Genomic DNA, 15,015 nt, shown 5'->3' with positions numbered 1-15,015 from the left:
TTTGGCGATGTGCGTACGACTGTAAGCGTTGCCGATTTTGTGTAAAAATAGGACTAATGCCTAAAATAACCGTACGCACATTTGAATCCAAAGCTTTTGATGCATTGCACCGTTGTGGATTGCCACCCGTTCTGGCCCGCATCTATGCAGCGCGCGGCATTGAAAATCCTGAGCAGCTTGAGACGGGGCTGGCTCGTCTTATTCCCTTTGATCACATCAAGCATATTAATTCCATGGCCAGTCTGCTGGCCGACGCAATCGAAGCCGGGAAACGCTTGCTCATAGTCGCTGATTACGATTCCGACGGCGCAACAGCGTGCGCAGTTGGCCTGCGGGTGTTGCGCAAAATGGGCGCGGTTGTTGATTATCTGGTGCCCAATCGTTTCGAATATGGATATGGCCTGACGCCAGAGATCGTTCAACTGGCCTATACAACAAAGCAGCCCGATGTGCTGATTACGGTGGATAATGGCATTGCCAGTATCGATGGTGTACAAGCAGCAAAAGCGTTGGGCATGGACGTATTGATTACCGATCATCATTTGCCCGGCGATGAGTTGCCTGACGCGACGGCGATTATCAATCCTAATCAGCCGGGTTGCACGTTTCCAAGTAAATGTATTGCCGGTGTCGGTGTGGTTTTTTACTTGATGCTGGCCCTGCGCGCAACGCTTCGTCAACGGGGTGCTTTTCTGGATAAAAAAGAACCGAATCTTGCCAGTTATCTGGATCTGGTTGCACTCGGCACGGTGGCGGATGTTGTCCGGCTTGATGACAATAACCGCATTCTGGTACAGCAAGGCTTGAGCCGCATTCAAAAAGGAGTGGCCTGTGCGGGGATCAATGCACTGCTTAAGGTCGCCCGCCGAAATCCGAAACAAACGTCTACCTACGATTTGGGCTTTATATTGGGGCCGCGGTTGAATGCTGCCGGGCGCCTGGATGACATGTCACTGGGGATTGAATGCCTGATTACAGATGATGCGGCCTATGCTGAAGAGATTGCCCGGAAACTGGATGCACTCAATGTTCAGCGCCGTGAGATCGAGTCGGATATGCAGGACAGCGCGTTATCCAAGCTGGAAAATACACTGAGTGCGGAAAATGACCGAATCCGGTCCGCTTTCAGTATTTGTTTGTTTGATCATGAATGGCATCAGGGCGTCATTGGCATTCTGGCATCGCGTATCAAGGATAAATATCATCGTCCGGTTATTATTTTTGCACCGGGTAATGACGGTGAAATGAAAGGCTCGGGACGCTCCATCAAGGGTTTTCATTTACGCGATGCGCTGGATCTGGTTTCCAAACGTTATCCGGGATTGATTCAGAAATTTGGCGGCCATGCCGCTGCCGCCGGCTTGACGATCCATGCGGATGGTTTTGAGAAATTTTGTGACGCATTTGAGGAAACCGTACAATCATTGCTGACCGAGGCGGACTTGACGCGCGTGATTGAGACAGACGGCGATCTGGAGGACTCTGAGATCAATATGGAACTGGCGGGCCACCTGACCGGGCAAGTCTGGGGACAGGGGTTTCCTCAGCCGGCTTTTAATGCGACATTTTATGTTGAGAACCAACGTATCGTGGGTGACAAGCATCTGAAATTGAAATTGAAAAAAATGGATCCGGACTGTGCTGGAACCAAGGTGTCTTCCAGTATGAGCTATGACGCTATACTGTTTTTTCATAATGAGCCATTACCCGATATGATCAATGCGGTTTATCGATTGCAGATTAACGAATTTAATGGCAGAACAACACTGCAGTTATTGCTTGAGCATTGGTCTCAAGCAGAAAAACAGTTGGACAGTGATTCGATAGCATCATGAATATCGAATTTTTTCAGGACAGTGCGCTTTTTCATTTGCCGCATTTTGCGACGAGTCTGGCAATTGGTTTACTCATTGGTTTGGAACGTGAGCGTAGCCCGAACTCTCGCGCAGGATTGAGGACATTTGCGCTGGTTGCCCTGTTTGGGACGCTGGCCGCGATGTTGTCGGAAAAAACAAACGCGGCTGGGTTTCTGGTGGGCGGGTTGCTGATTGTCGGCTTAATGACTATTGCCGCGTATATGCGGCACCGGGACGAAAGTGCTGTCGATCCCGGCACGACTACGGTTGCTGCAATTATTATCTGTTATGGCCTGGGCGCAATTGTCTGGTATGGCGATACCAAATTGGCGGTTATGCTGGGCATTATTACGACGATACTCCTGTATTTTAAAACTGAACTGCATGGTATTACCCAGAATCTGGGACGGCGCGATTTGGTTTCAATTTTACAGTTTGCAGTACTCACTTTTATTATCTTGCCCATATTGCCGGATGAGAATTTTGGACCTTATCAGGCCATTAATCCTTATCAAATCTGGTTAATGGTCGTGCTGATTTCGGGTATCAGTCTGGCTGGGTACGTAGCGTTGCGTTGGGTGGGAAAACGTCAGGGGGCTTCGCTGTTGGGTTTGTTGGGCGGCCTGGTTTCCAGTACGGCAACGACGCTCGTCTATACAAGACTGAGCAAGGACAATCAATATTTTATGCAACTGGCGATTGTTGTTATTTTGATTGCCAATCTGACCGTGCTGATTCGTCTTGCAATTATCAGTTCAGTCGTTGTGCCCGGTATCCTGCCGCAATTGCTGCCGGTACTGGGCAGCGGTCTGTTGTTTGGGCTCGGTGCGACAGTTTACTGGTGGCGTCAATTCAATCAACACAGTGATATTCCTGTCCCTGAGATTAACAATCCGGCAGAGATTCGTATCGCTGCGGGATTTGGTTTGCTTTATGCCGTTGTGCTTTTTTTTGCAGCCTGGTTGTCCGATATTGCCGGGAGCAGCGGGCTGTATGTCGTCGCTATGGTATCGGGCCTGACGGATGTTGATGCCATTACCCTGTCGAGCTTGCATCTGTTCAAACTTGGAAAGCTCGAAGCGGCTGAGGCTATCACCGCGATTTCACTGGGTATAATGTCCAATATCGCTTTCAAACTCGGTCTCATTTATTTTGTCGGCAGCGCGTTAATCGCACGGCGGTGCGCTATCGGTATGATTGCTACAATGACCGGGATTGGTTTTGCGTTGTTTGTTTTTGTCTCGTGACACATCATTCAACTTCAGCCCGTTTGCGGTTGAGTACGCGAAATTAAAGCGGGTATTCCGTTTTTCTCCAGTATGGCTTTTTCCAGAGCCTCATAATTTATTTCAAAATCAACGGACAGTCTTGCTTGGCTGTTTTTTTGTGCCAGAAAATTGTTAATGGCATCTATGACGTTTTGCTTGTAATCAGCGTATTTCGCTTCGTCTTCTTCCAGCGGCGGATGAAGTTCAATATATAATTGATTGAGTACCCAGCCTAATTTGATGGGTTGGTTGACGATATTAACCTGGGTTCCCAACGGAACCTTGTCGAATAAATTTTCTATATCTTCCGGGTACAGACGAATACACCCCGATGAAACGCGCATACCAACGCCGAATGGCTTAACTGTTCCATGGATAAGATAGGACCCCTTGCCGATACTCAGCCGCATAGCATGGCGGCCTAACGGATTATCCGGGCCTGGCGGTACGATATCGGGCAGCGGTGGTTCGCCAGAGGCAATTCTGTGTTTTTTGATTGATTCCGGTGGTGTCCAGGTCGGATCTTTCTTTTTTTCAATAATTCTTGAAATGCCTAATGGCGTATCCCAGTCCATTCTACCGATGCCCATTGGAAATGTCATCACTACCGGTTTCTCGCCTTTTTTGGGTTCGGGAAAGTAATATAGCCGCATTTCAGCAAGATTCAATACCAGACCCTTGCGCTCGGCCTGCGGGAAAATATAGCGGCTGGGCAGCACGACTTCTGAACCGTCATCCGGCATCCAGCGATCGACATTGGGGTTGGCCAGCACAATTTCAGTCTGCCCAATGTCATACTGGCGCGCAATATCCAGCAGCGTATCTGCCCGGCCAGCCTGTGTCGTGCGTATTTGGCCAAAAATATCAATTTCCGCAGGCGGCAGTATCCAGGTTTCAGCACGAGTCGATGAAAAAACAAACCCGTTGGAAATGACGAAAAATAATAGAATAAACCTATGCATAAGCCATCTCTTGCCCATTGATTGAAGAATTGTTACAGGCTGAATAATAACTGATATTTATTGTTTGAAACAGGTAAATGCGAATGATTTGAAGTAATACGATTGATAAATCTGCAAATGCAGAATCGTCAAATTTATCTAGAACGAGTGGTTGTGATTGAGTGAACGCCTTGCTGTACTGGATTCTGATGACTTGTTCATTGTTAAAAAACGGCGACGCCATTTTTCACACCAAGATTCCAGGGACGGCTGTATACATGAACCTGTTTGGTGGGCTGTTTTTTGTGATTGAGTAGCCGTCCATTGATGTGCGTCCATCCGAGAATACCCTCGCTCAAATTATAAGCATCAAAGCCCTCTTGCCGCAGTGACCGGGTATAGAATCCACTGCGATAACCAATCGTACAATAGACAATAATCCTTTGATTTTGGTAAACAGAGCGGTTGCGCTCGAATGATTCTTGATCAATGGCGCCATCAATTATGGAAACATTCCGCTCTTCTGGTGTGCGTACATCGACAATGATGTAACCGGAATCATTGTTATTCCTGGATAATTGATGCAATGATGTACCGGAAAACTCAGGGATATCTTCAAATTCGAGTTTTACCAGTGCATAGGCTGTTTTGGTGAAAATTTTGGGTGAAACAATGCAGGCCATCACAAAAATGACCAGTCCAAGTAACGCTATAGCTAGAAATGCTTTTATTGTCTGCATGGAATGATCATAACAAATACGCAGCGAAAAAAACAATAGGGATGCGTTAGACCGGATGTTACATCGGGCAGGCAAGCACTTTCGTACGATGTGGATTTTTGGAAAACACGATTACCCGCAGTCCTGAGTGAATTTGTTCAAGAAGGAATTTGGGATTGTTGAAGAATGAATCAGAGCAGATGAAGAACGGGGTGCGACAGAAAGTTGGGTCTATATAAAAATATAGACCCAATATGAAAATTAATTACTGACAGGCATTTCTGCATCAGCAACAATCTTGTTGATATCAGCACATTTAACGACAACAACCTTGCCGTTATGTACTTTAGTTCTGCTTTTTACTGTAGCATTAGCATCCAGGTCTTTGCAATTCATCCAGTTCAAAACATTCTCGGCGCTAACAGGTGTTAGTGAAGACTCCAGGTTTCCGCTGGCCATTGTCGCGGTAGATCCAAAAATAAACATTGAAGCGAAAGCAGCGATTGCAATTTTTTTCATTTTAATTCCTCTCTCTTTGATTTAGTGTTTAAAATCATTTTAATCTTGCCAGAACTCCACCCAGGCAATAATCATGATTAAGTATATAACAGGTTTCCGGATTCAAGCCAATGTCTTCTTAAACTGCGAAGAATCATAATTGTTGCAAGAATCCAGAAAAACGAGTCAATTAGTCAACGAAGCATCCAACTTAATCATGGTCGCAACATTTAAAGTCCATGACGAAATGACTTGTCTAAAATATTACACTACCATATTACTTACTTATTTGACATTTGCAATATTAACATTCCACTTTATTGCAGTCTAGGCATAGCCTTTTACAAAATTTATTACGTCAAATTATTACGTCAAAAACTACAGGGCAATCATGAATCTGAAGTGTAAGATTATCAGATAGGGTCATTTAGAGCATGTGTTTTTCTGCCACAGCCAGCTTTGCAGTGTCTGCCGGATTGATTTCTGCCGGTATGTATTGTGTATACAAAGTGCGCTTGGTTGACCGTATTTATTGGCCTTTTGCGCTTTATCCGCTGTTTTTTGGGATACAGCAGGCTGCTGAAGGATGGCTTTGGTTGGTGCTGGAGACCGGGAACATCGAATCGATGTGATTACCTGCATTGAGTTTTGTATTTTTTTCACATTTTTTCTGGCTATTCTGGATACCTTATTCATGTTATGCCATAGAAACCTCAAACGCCAAAAAACGGCTTTTTTTCATCATGGCGGTGACGGGGGGGCTGTTTGGCCTGGCTATGGTTATTCCCGTAGTGTTATTTGCTGACTGGATGACAGTATCGTTGATACATCAATCGATATCGTACGAACTGAAACTGTTGTTCGATGATTTTGTGCCGCGTCTGACAGTGCGCGGAGCGTATGTATTAATCATACTGATCCCGTTATTGCTGTCGTCGCAAAAATACGTGCGTTATTTTGGAGTCATTATCGCCCTGTCGGTATTGGGGACTGTTTTATTGTATGCAAAGACATTTATTTCGATATGGTGTTTTTTTGCAGCGGTGTTTTCTTTTTATTTGCTGTATATGATTATCGGTTTGAAAAGGCAAAAAGCGATACACTACTAGACTCAGAAAAAGAAAAATTAACTTGAGCCTATCTAAAATTATGATTTGGAAACCGAATGTAACTGTCGCTGCAGTTGTCGAACAAAAGGGAAATTTTTTACTAGTGGAAGAAAAAATTTCTCCGGATACCATTACAGTATTCAATCAGCCGGCTGGACATCTGGAAGCGGGCGAGTCGTTAGTTCAGGCCGTTATTAGAGAAACGCTGGAAGAAACCGGTTATACCTTTACACCGGAATGGCTGTTAGGCATTTATCAATGGCACTTCTCTGAAAATGATACAACCTATTTGCGTTTTGCTTTTTCGGGAAGTGTCTCTGATTTCGACCCGGATTATGTGCGTGAAGCCTGCATTGTGAATGCAAGCTGGTATGACTTGCCGCAGATTGAGGCGCTGACCATGCGCCATCGTAGCCCTCTCGTTAAGCAATGTATTCAGGATTTCTTGGAAGACAAACGCTATCCATTGGAAATATTGACGCACTATAATTAACGTTATGGGAAAAAAGCATGTAATTGTCGGTATGTCGGGTGGCGTTGACTCATCCGTGGCGGCCTATCTGCTCAAGCAGCAGGGCTACGCTGTGACCGGCTTGTTTATGAAGAATTGGGAAGATGATGACACTGAAGAGTACTGCTCTTCTCGCCAGGACTTTCTGGATGCGGTTTCGGTCGCTGATATCCTCGATATTCCAATTGAAGCGGTCAATTTTTCAGCGGAATACAAGGACCGTGTTTTTTCCAATTTTCTGAGGGAATATCAAGCTGGGAGGACACCGAACCCGGATGTGTTGTGTAACGCCGAAATCAAATTCAAGGCATTTCTGGATCATGCGCATAAACTAGGTGCAGATTATATTGCGACTGGGCATTATGCGCAGGTGAATGAATTTAATGGTAAATTCCAATTGCTCAAAGGCGAGGACGGTACCAAGGATCAAAGCTATTTTCTGTACCGTCTGAATCAGGAACAGCTTGCCAATACCCTGTTTCCGATAGGACATCTCTATAAGCGTGAGGTAAGAAAAATTGCGAAAGACCTCAATTTACCCAACTTTGCCAAGAAAGACAGTACCGGTATCTGTTTTATCGGCGAGCGTCCGTTCCGCGAATTTTTAAACCGCTATCTGCCGCATGAACCGGGTGATATTCAGACGCCAGAAGGCAAAGTGGTCGGTAAACATGTCGGATTGATGTATTACACCATCGGGCAACGGCAGGGACTGGGCATTGGCGGGACACGGGAAGGGGGCGATGAACCGTGGTTTGTCTGCGGTAAAAATCTTGCAGAGAATGTTCTGATTGTAGTGCAGGGACATGACCATCTCCGCCTGTTGCAGCCTTCACTTAACGCTGCTGATTTAACCTGGGTCGGCGGTGAAAAACCGCACTGCAACTGGGTGTATGCGGCAAAGACACGCTACCGCCAGAAGGATGCGCCATGCACGATTGCAAATTTTAACAATGGAGAATGCCAGGTTGATTTCGCGCAGGTTCAGTGGGCTGTGACGCCAGGACAATCGGTCGTCATCTACGAGAGCAGGGTTTGCCTGGGTGGAGGGATTATCGTTGAATGACAATTTTCTTTCTGAATAAATTTATTTTGAACGCTAGGCCGGAGCGGAATGATGCCTGCCATAAACTATACATTGAGGTATCAAATGATAAAAAAAATTATTGCGTTATTATTTTTGCTGATCTGTTCATGTGCTGTCCATGCAGAAGAAAATGACTTAATCAAAGCGATTGAAGGCAGCGCGCGTTCATGGCTTGCATTGGCCGATGACGGTCAATATGTCGAAAGCTGGAGGATGGCGTCTCCACATCTTCGCCACAACAAGACTGAAGCAGACTGGATAAAAACCATTAAAGCCATCCGTGAACCGTTGGGGTTAATGGAAGCGCGGTATATCGCGACTGCCGGTTATACCGATGGCGCATCAGGGTTACCCAAGGGTGAATATGTCGTGGTTCAGTTTTATGCAACGTTCAAAATAAAAGGACTGGCATTGGAAACGATAACACTGTCCAAAGAAAAGGATGAAGTATGGCGGGTTGCTGATTATAAAATCAAGTGAATTCGAAGTTCTGATCCATTTTTACGTGTGGTGTGACATGTTGTTGCATTGTCGCTAAGGCATAGGGGTGTCTAAAAATATAGTGTTGTTTTTCAGGTAATCGAAAGAAGGAGAGTTAGCGTGAAGCGTTACATCAAGTCACTGGTTTCGTCATTATGTCTGTTTGGTTTGGTGGCCAGTTTCAATCCGGCTCATGCCGCGACGACCAATGAAATTGAAACTGTGTTCAACTGGGCGGAAAATAATTTTCCTGGACTGTTTCCCAGTCATCAGGCGACTCAAACGATTGATCCCTGGTTGTTCAGATTTTATCGAGCCACGGGAATATACGTGGGTGTCAAGAACGATGAAGTTTTTGTGCTTGGCGGCCCCTGGGGACGGGAGAGTCCGACATTTGTTGAAAAAATGCCAAATGTACTGGCGCTCATACAACGTACTAACGGCAACGGAAACGTGCCCGCATGCAGTAATACGACGCAATTGCTCGAGGACATGGTTATCACCCAGAGTGGCAATGTCGTCAGTATTACAACGAATGGCCAATGCATTGATGTGCCCGCTCCTGAAAACGCCAATTTCTGCGTGCCGCCTGCGCCAATTCAGCCGACCGGTATTTCCGTATTAAGCACCGCCAATATTACGTCATTCCAGACGACCGGCATAACAATAGGTTTCCCGGGTATTCCAAATCCTTTAGATTCTTTTGCTCAAAATATATCCACGTGTATCGCAAATACTCAGGCGGATGCAATCAACCTTATCGTGAACAGCGATATCTGCTTTGATGTGACCAACCAGTTTTCATCCCAGCCCAGTGGATTCGGTATTACTGTCAATCCGCCAATTACTATTGCAACCATATCTACAAGTTCCAGTCAGCAAGTTTCCGATTGTTTTGCGACAAATGCGTCGAGCATCGTCGATGTATTACCGGAGAGATCTGGCTCAATGTGAATGGCAGTTTCGTGCCGAGTGACGATCTTGGCTCAAGTTTCTGATTTTTTTATTCTGTTTGATGCGCTGCCCGCAGGCTGTGTGTCTTCTTGTTTCAGTCTAGTTTGAGGATGTTATGCAATTTTCCCCGATTACCGCAGTGTCGCCACTTGATGGCAGATATCAACAAAAGGTCGCTGCGTTGCAGTTTTTTTTTAGTGAATTTGCGCTGATACGTTTTCGCGTACAAGTGGAAGTTGCCTGGCTTAAAGCGCTCAGTAATGAGCCGGGAATTGTCGAGGTTCAGCCATTCACCGATGAAACCAATGACCAACTCGATACACTTGTGGCAAATTTTTCGGTATCCGATGCGGAAGCTGTCAAGGCGATTGAAGCGACAACCAATCATGACGTCAAAGCGGTTGAATACTGGTTAAAACAAACACTTGCAGATAATCGTGAAATTGCCAATGCATCCGAATTTATTCATTTTGCATGTACATCCGAAGATATTAACAATCTTTCGCATGGCTTGATGCTTAAACAAAGCCTCGAGCAGGTCATGTTGCCCGCATTCGATCAAATCATTGCCATATTGACCAAACTGGCGCATCAATTGGCGGAAATGCCCATGCTTGCCCGTACGCACGGACAAGCGGCGACTCCAACCACGTTGGGCAAGGAGATTGCCAATGTCGTCTATCGTTTGCAGCGCGGTAGAAAGCAGCTTCTGGATGTATCCATACTGGGCAAAATCAATGGCGCGGTCGGTAATTACAATGCGCATTTGTCTGCATACCCGGATCTGGACTGGGAGCATATTGCGCAATCATTCGTTGAATCGCTGGGGCTGACATTTAATCCTTACACGACGCAGATTGAGCCGCACGATACTATCGCGGAACTGTTTGACGCGTATGCGCGTATCAATACCATTTTGCTGGATTTGAACCGGGATGTTTGGGGATATGTTTCACTGGGTTACTTCAAGCAAAAAACAAAGGCAGGCGAGGTGGGTTCATCAACGATGCCGCACAAAGTGAACCCCATTGATTTTGAAAACTCTGAAGGCAACCTGGGAATTGCCAATGCGATACTTCGGCATTTAAGCGAAAAATTACCTGTTTCACGCTGGCAGCGCGATCTGACGGATTCGACAGTGCTGCGCAATATGGGTGTAGCGATGGGACACACGCTACTTGCGTATGACTCCTGCGCCAAAGGTCTCGCCAAACTGGAAGCCAATCCAGATCAACTGGCGCATGATCTGGATAATACCTGGGAAGTATTGGCCGAACCGATTCAAACAGTCATGCGCCGTTTTGCCGTGCCGAATCCCTATGAACAATTAAAAGCGTTGACGCGTGGCAAAAGCGGTATAACCCGGGAGGTGCTCCATCAATTTATCCGTGGTCTGGATATTCCGGAAGCTGAAAAAAACAGGCTGCTGGCCATGACGCCGCAAAATTATACGGGTATGGCCAGCGTGCTTGCACACAGAATAAAAAATTAACGAATGTTGATATCCCGCACTACTTTGACATCAATCCTTTTCTTGGCATCGTAAAAATATTTCTGAAAAAGCTTGAAATCCTGAAAATCGTCCTTATAACCCCCTGATAATCTATTAGGAGGAACGATGCAAAATTCACAGAATCCGCAAGATACACAACCCGGTGAATCTGAAGAATTGCTGGAAACTAAAAAGGATGGAGCGTTTGAGGCTGTCGATGAAATAATTCAGACTGGCGAACAAGGAGAAATAGCGCCAGCGCCGCAGGCTGACCCGGATCAATTGCTGAAGGCGGCAGAATTGAAGGCGGCTGAACATCATGATGCCTGGATACGTGCAAAAGCAGAGACTGAAAATATTCGCAAGCGCGCGCAGACCGATGTCGCCAACGCGCATAAGTATGCCGTTGAAAGTTTTTCTGCTGAGTTACTGGTTGTCATGGATAGTCTGGAAGCAGCATTGGCCGTCGAAAATGCCAGCGTCGAAAATTTCAAGAACGGCATGGAACTCACACAAAAGCAATTAACCACAGTATTTGACAAATTTAATATCAAAGTCATCGATCCCGAGGGTGAAAAATTTGATCCGCATCAGCATCAGGCAATGTGTACCGTAGATTCCGAATTAGCGCCCAATACCGTCGTGCAGGTTATGCAAAAAGGCTACAAATTGCATGACAGGGTTATCCGGCCTGCGCTTGTGATGGTTTCCAAAGCAAAAGATGCCTGATTGGCGCTTGAAATTTGATAATGTATCTCCATTTATCTAATTAATTCATAGACTGTTTTTTTATTTATAAGGATCTTAACATGGCAAAAATTATCGGTATCGACTTGGGTACGACCAATTCGTGTGTGGCGATTATGGAGAACGGCAAACCCAAGGTGGTTGAAAATTCAGAAGGCGCCCGCACGACGCCGTCAATCGTTGCCTATACGGAAGACAACGAAATTCTGGTCGGTGCATCTGCGAAACGCCAAGCGGTGACTAACCCGAGTAATACCTTGTTTGCGGTAAAGCGGCTGATTGGCCGTCGTTTTGACGAGGACATGGTACAAAAAGATATCAAGATGGTGCCGTACAAGATTATCAAGGCAAGCAACAGCGATGCATGGGTCGAAGTGCGCGACAAAAAAATTGCGCCGCCGGAAGTTTCTGCGCAAGTGCTCAAGAAAATGAAGAAAACGGCTGAGGATTATCTTGGCGAACCTGTAACCGAAGCTGTCATTACCGTTCCGGCCTATTTTAATGATTCCCAGCGTCAGGCAACCAAGGACGCAGGCAGAATTGCCGGTCTGGAAGTCAAACGGATCATCAATGAACCCACGGCTGCTGCACTGGCATTTGGGCTGGACAAGAAGGAAGGCGACCGCAAAATCGCCGTGTACGATCTCGGTGGCGGTACTTTTGATATCTCTATTATCGAAATTGCAGAAGTCGAAGGTGAGCACCAGTTCGAAGTGCTGGCAACCAATGGCGACACTTTTCTGGGTGGTGAGGATTTTGATTCGCGCGTTATTGAATACCTGGTCGATGAATTCAAGAAGGAAAACGGCATTGACCTCAAGCAGGATATGCTGGCGTTGCAGCGTTTGAAAGATGCGGCGGAAAAAACCAAAATAGAGCTTTCTTCCAGTCAGCAGACCGAGGTGAATCTGCCTTATATCACAGCAGATGCGAGCGGACCCAAGCATATGGCGGTCAAAATTACGCGTGCAAAACTGGAGAGTCTGGTTGAAGAACTGATAGAGCGTACAGTAGAACCATGCCGTATCGCGATGAAGGATGCCGGAGTTTCCGCTTCTGAAATTGACGATGTGATTCTGGTTGGCGGGCAATCCCGTATGCCTAAAGTTCAGGAGAAAGTAAAAGAAATCTTTGGCAAGGAGCCGCGTAAAGATGTGAATCCTGACGAAGCAGTTGCGGTGGGTGCTGCTATTCAGGGCGGTGTGCTGCAGGGCGATGTTAAGGACGTGTTGTTACTAGACGTGACGCCATTATCGCTGGGTATTGAAACACTTGGCGGCGTGATGACCAAATTGATTCAAAAAAATACAACTATTCCGACCAAGGCGCAACAGGTGTTCTCGACTGCGGAAGACAATCAGACTGCTGTCACGATTCATGTGTTGCAGGGTGAACGTGAAATGTCTTCAGGTAATAAAAGCCTGGGTCAATTCAATTTGACCGATATTCCGCCAGCACCGCGCGGCATGCCGCAAATTGAAGTCGCTTTTGATATTGATGCCAACGGTATTTTGCATGTGTCAGCGAAAGACAAGGCAACAGGCAAGGAAAACAAAATCAAAATACAGGCGAGTTCCGGCTTGTCGGATGAAGAGGTCGAACGCATGGTCAAAGATGCGGAAGCGCATGCGGAAGAAGACCACAAAATCCTGGAACTGGTTTCCAGTCGCAACCAGTGCGACGCGATCATCCATTCGGTGAAAAAATCACTGAAGGAACATGGCGATCAACTGGATGAAGATGAGAAATCCAAGATTGAAGCGGCATTGCAGGATGCGGAAGCAGCCTTGAAGTCGGATAATAAAGATGAAATCGATGCTAAAACCCAGGCGTTGACCGAAGCGTCGCATAAACTGGCCGAAAAAATGTATCAAGGTCATGACCAGCAATCGCAAGCGCAGCCGGGTGCAGCAGATGCTTCATCTTCGGATAGCCGCGAAAAATCAGTTGAAGGCGAAGTGGTTGACGCCGAGTTTGAGGAAGTTAAAGACAAAAAATAAATTTTGTAGATCTGGCGTACTTGGCGCAGAGGCGGCAAAAGAGATTAATAGACCTCTTTTTCGTGCTCTGCGCTTTGTTGTTTGCTTGAAAATCAATGAACTAGGAAAAGCGGAAGTATCGATACACACTGAAAATGGTGACAGGAACTAAATATGGCCAAGCGCGATTATTATGAAGTACTCGGTGTCAATCGGGATGCCGATGACAGCACAATTAAAAAAGCCTATCGTAAATTGGCGATGAAGCATCATCCCGACCGGAATGCGGGAAATCCAAAATCAGAGGAATTGTTCAAGGAAGCCAAGGAAGCCTACGAAGTATTATCCGATGCCAACAAACGCGCAGCATACGATCAATTCGGCCATGCCGGAGTGGATACGAGTGCGGCAGGCGGCGGAGCAGGTGGAGCACAGGGATTTGCCGACGCATTTGGGGATATATTTGGCGATATCTTTGGCGGGCGTGGGGGGCGCTCGAACGTACACCGGGGTTCAGATCTGCGCTATAGCCTCGAGGTTACGCTTGAACAGGCGGCGAATGGTACTGAAACCAAGATTCGTATTCCTACAATGGATGCCTGTGAGACGTGTCACGGAGATGGCAGCAAGCCAGGCAGCAAGCCCCAAACCTGTCCAACCTGTCATGGCCATGGTCAGGTCAGGATGCAGCAGGGTTTTTTCTCGATTCAGCAAACCTGTCCGAAATGTCATGGCAATGGCAAAATAATCACCGACCCATGCGGCACATGCCACGGCACCGGGCGCGTAAAACGGCATAAGACATTGAATGTGAAAATTCCGGCCGGCGTCGATGATGGAGATCGTATTCGTATTGCAGGCGAGGGTGAGGCCGGGACAAACGGTGGTTCCCCAGGTGATCTTTATGTCGTCATCCATCTTGCGTCACACTCTGTTTTCCATCGCGACGGTGATCATCTGCATTGCGAGATACCGATCAGTTTTACAACGGCTGCGTTGGGCGGTGAGATCGAAGTGCCTACACTCGAAGGGCATGCCAAAATAAAAGTACCCGCCGAAACGCAGACTGGCAAGATTTTTCGCTTGCGGGGCAAGGGCATTAAAGGCGTGCGCAGCCATGGCAAGGGGGATTTGCTTTGTCATGTCATTGTAGAAACGCCGGTGAAACTGACTGCGCGCCAAAAAGAATTGCTTGAAGAACTGGAAACGATCAGTCTGAAAGATGGCCCCCGCCATAGTCCGCGCGCCAAATCGTGGATGGATAAGGCGCGTGATTTCTTTTCAGACTGAGAATCTGCTCAAGATCTCACTGAAGCGCGCATTACGGCGTTAAAATAGAACTCAAAATGCTCACATACTTTATGTATGCTCCGC

At 46.6% G+C, this 15,015-nt stretch carries 15 protein-coding genes; 12 read left to right on the top strand and 3 right to left on the bottom strand.

Annotated elements, in window-relative coordinates; genetic code table 11:
- Window positions 1-56: 56 nt before the first annotated feature.
- Together recJ and MRK00_04580 are read left to right on the top strand one after the other, a co-directional pair.
- A complete protein-coding gene (recJ, locus tag MRK00_04585) occupies window positions 57-1,835 on the top strand; it encodes a single-stranded-DNA-specific exonuclease RecJ (protein MDR4516648.1) in 1,779 nt (592 codons plus the stop codon).
- Complete coding sequence (locus MRK00_04580; GenBank protein ID MDR4516647.1) at window positions 1,832-3,103, top strand: MgtC/SapB family protein; 1,272 nt, start codon at window positions 1,832-1,834, stop codon at window positions 3,101-3,103. Before recJ ends, MRK00_04580 begins: the two co-directional genes overlap by 4 nt.
- Before the next feature lie 14 nt (window positions 3,104-3,117).
- Here MRK00_04580 and MRK00_04575 read toward each other — a convergent pair whose 3' ends face one another.
- The 3 genes from MRK00_04575 to MRK00_04565 all read right to left on the bottom strand — a co-directional run bounded on the left by MRK00_04575 (window position 3,118) and on the right by MRK00_04565 (window position 5,303).
- Window positions 3,118-4,086 (bottom strand): L,D-transpeptidase family protein, encoded by a 969-nt coding sequence (locus MRK00_04575; protein MDR4516646.1) that lies wholly within the window; start codon window positions 4,084-4,086, stop codon window positions 3,118-3,120.
- Between the two features lie 203 nt (window positions 4,087-4,289).
- Window positions 4,290-4,805 (bottom strand): rhodanese-like domain-containing protein, encoded by a 516-nt coding sequence (locus MRK00_04570; protein MDR4516645.1) that lies wholly within the window; start codon window positions 4,803-4,805, stop codon window positions 4,290-4,292.
- A 240-nt stretch (window positions 4,806-5,045) separates the two neighbouring features.
- A complete protein-coding gene (locus MRK00_04565; GenBank protein MDR4516644.1) occupies window positions 5,046-5,303 on the bottom strand; it encodes a hypothetical protein in 258 nt (85 codons plus the stop codon).
- Window positions 5,304-5,716: 413 nt separating this feature from the next.
- Between MRK00_04565 and MRK00_04560 the strand changes: the two genes are divergently transcribed.
- The 10 genes from MRK00_04560 to dnaJ all read left to right on the top strand — a co-directional run bounded on the left by MRK00_04560 (window position 5,717) and on the right by dnaJ (window position 14,931).
- The gene (locus MRK00_04560; protein MDR4516643.1) at window positions 5,717-5,914 is read left to right on the top strand and encodes a hypothetical protein; all 198 of its coding nucleotides are present in this window, start codon (window positions 5,717-5,719) and stop codon (window positions 5,912-5,914) included.
- A gap of 9 nt (window positions 5,915-5,923) precedes the next feature.
- Window positions 5,924-6,391 (top strand): hypothetical protein, encoded by a 468-nt coding sequence (locus MRK00_04555; GenBank protein MDR4516642.1) that lies wholly within the window; start codon window positions 5,924-5,926, stop codon window positions 6,389-6,391.
- A gap of 40 nt (window positions 6,392-6,431) precedes the next feature.
- Window positions 6,432-6,884 carry an NUDIX hydrolase gene (locus tag MRK00_04550; GenBank protein ID MDR4516641.1) on the top strand — a complete coding sequence of 151 codons (453 nt, stop codon included), beginning with the start codon at window positions 6,432-6,434 and terminating at the stop codon, window positions 6,882-6,884.
- A gap of 4 nt (window positions 6,885-6,888) precedes the next feature.
- Entirely contained in the window at window positions 6,889-7,968 is a 1,080-nt protein-coding gene (gene mnmA, locus MRK00_04545) for a tRNA 2-thiouridine(34) synthase MnmA (GenBank protein ID MDR4516640.1), read from the top strand.
- Between the two features lie 84 nt (window positions 7,969-8,052).
- Entirely contained in the window at window positions 8,053-8,469 is a 417-nt protein-coding gene (locus MRK00_04540) for a DUF4019 domain-containing protein (protein ID MDR4516639.1), read from the top strand.
- A 120-nt stretch (window positions 8,470-8,589) separates the two neighbouring features.
- Entirely contained in the window at window positions 8,590-9,423 is an 834-nt protein-coding gene (locus MRK00_04535) for a hypothetical protein (protein ID MDR4516638.1), read from the top strand.
- Window positions 9,424-9,538: 115 nt separating this feature from the next.
- Window positions 9,539-10,915, top strand: a complete 1,377-nt coding sequence (gene purB / locus MRK00_04530; protein ID MDR4516637.1) for an adenylosuccinate lyase — start codon at window positions 9,539-9,541, stop codon at window positions 10,913-10,915.
- 126 nt (window positions 10,916-11,041) lie between these two features.
- Entirely contained in the window at window positions 11,042-11,644 is a 603-nt protein-coding gene (gene grpE, locus MRK00_04525) for a nucleotide exchange factor GrpE (protein ID MDR4516636.1), read from the top strand.
- 80 nt (window positions 11,645-11,724) lie between these two features.
- On the top strand, window positions 11,725-13,662 hold the full coding sequence (dnaK, locus tag MRK00_04520; protein MDR4516635.1) for a molecular chaperone DnaK: 1,938 nt from the start codon (window positions 11,725-11,727) through the stop codon (window positions 13,660-13,662).
- 153 nt (window positions 13,663-13,815) lie between these two features.
- Window positions 13,816-14,931 (top strand): molecular chaperone DnaJ, encoded by a 1,116-nt coding sequence (gene dnaJ / locus MRK00_04515; protein MDR4516634.1) that lies wholly within the window; start codon window positions 13,816-13,818, stop codon window positions 14,929-14,931.
- Window positions 14,932-15,015: the final 84 nt, after the last annotated feature.

The organism is Nitrosomonas sp. (assembly GCA_031316255.1).
In the GTDB taxonomy this organism is placed as follows: domain Bacteria; phylum Pseudomonadota; class Gammaproteobacteria; order Burkholderiales; family Nitrosomonadaceae; genus Nitrosomonas.
Note: the sequence above shows the minus strand (reverse complement) of the source record. Positions and strands in the feature narration are given on the sequence as shown.

Excerpts from the sequence above, each read along its gene's own strand:
- recJ (MDR4516648.1), top strand. The coding sequence starts at position 57 with ATGCCTAAAATAACCGTACGCACATTTGAATCCAAAGCTTTTGATGCA.
- MRK00_04580 (MDR4516647.1), top strand. The coding sequence starts at position 1,832 with ATGAATATCGAATTTTTTCAGGACAGTGCGCTTTTTCATTTGCCGCAT.
- MRK00_04575 (MDR4516646.1), bottom strand. The coding sequence starts at position 4,086 with ATGCATAGGTTTATTCTATTATTTTTCGTCATTTCCAACGGGTTTGTT.
- MRK00_04570 (MDR4516645.1), bottom strand. The coding sequence starts at position 4,805 with ATGCAGACAATAAAAGCATTTCTAGCTATAGCGTTACTTGGACTGGTC.
- MRK00_04565 (MDR4516644.1), bottom strand. The coding sequence starts at position 5,303 with ATGAAAAAAATTGCAATCGCTGCTTTCGCTTCAATGTTTATTTTTGGA.
- MRK00_04560 (MDR4516643.1), top strand. The coding sequence starts at position 5,717 with ATGTGTTTTTCTGCCACAGCCAGCTTTGCAGTGTCTGCCGGATTGATT.
- MRK00_04550 (MDR4516641.1), top strand. The coding sequence starts at position 6,432 with ATGATTTGGAAACCGAATGTAACTGTCGCTGCAGTTGTCGAACAAAAG.
- mnmA (MDR4516640.1), top strand. The coding sequence starts at position 6,889 with ATGGGAAAAAAGCATGTAATTGTCGGTATGTCGGGTGGCGTTGACTCA.
- MRK00_04540 (MDR4516639.1), top strand. The coding sequence starts at position 8,053 with ATGATAAAAAAAATTATTGCGTTATTATTTTTGCTGATCTGTTCATGT.
- purB (MDR4516637.1), top strand. The coding sequence starts at position 9,539 with ATGCAATTTTCCCCGATTACCGCAGTGTCGCCACTTGATGGCAGATAT.
- grpE (MDR4516636.1), top strand. The coding sequence starts at position 11,042 with ATGCAAAATTCACAGAATCCGCAAGATACACAACCCGGTGAATCTGAA.
- dnaK (MDR4516635.1), top strand. The coding sequence starts at position 11,725 with ATGGCAAAAATTATCGGTATCGACTTGGGTACGACCAATTCGTGTGTG.
- dnaJ (MDR4516634.1), top strand. The coding sequence starts at position 13,816 with ATGGCCAAGCGCGATTATTATGAAGTACTCGGTGTCAATCGGGATGCC.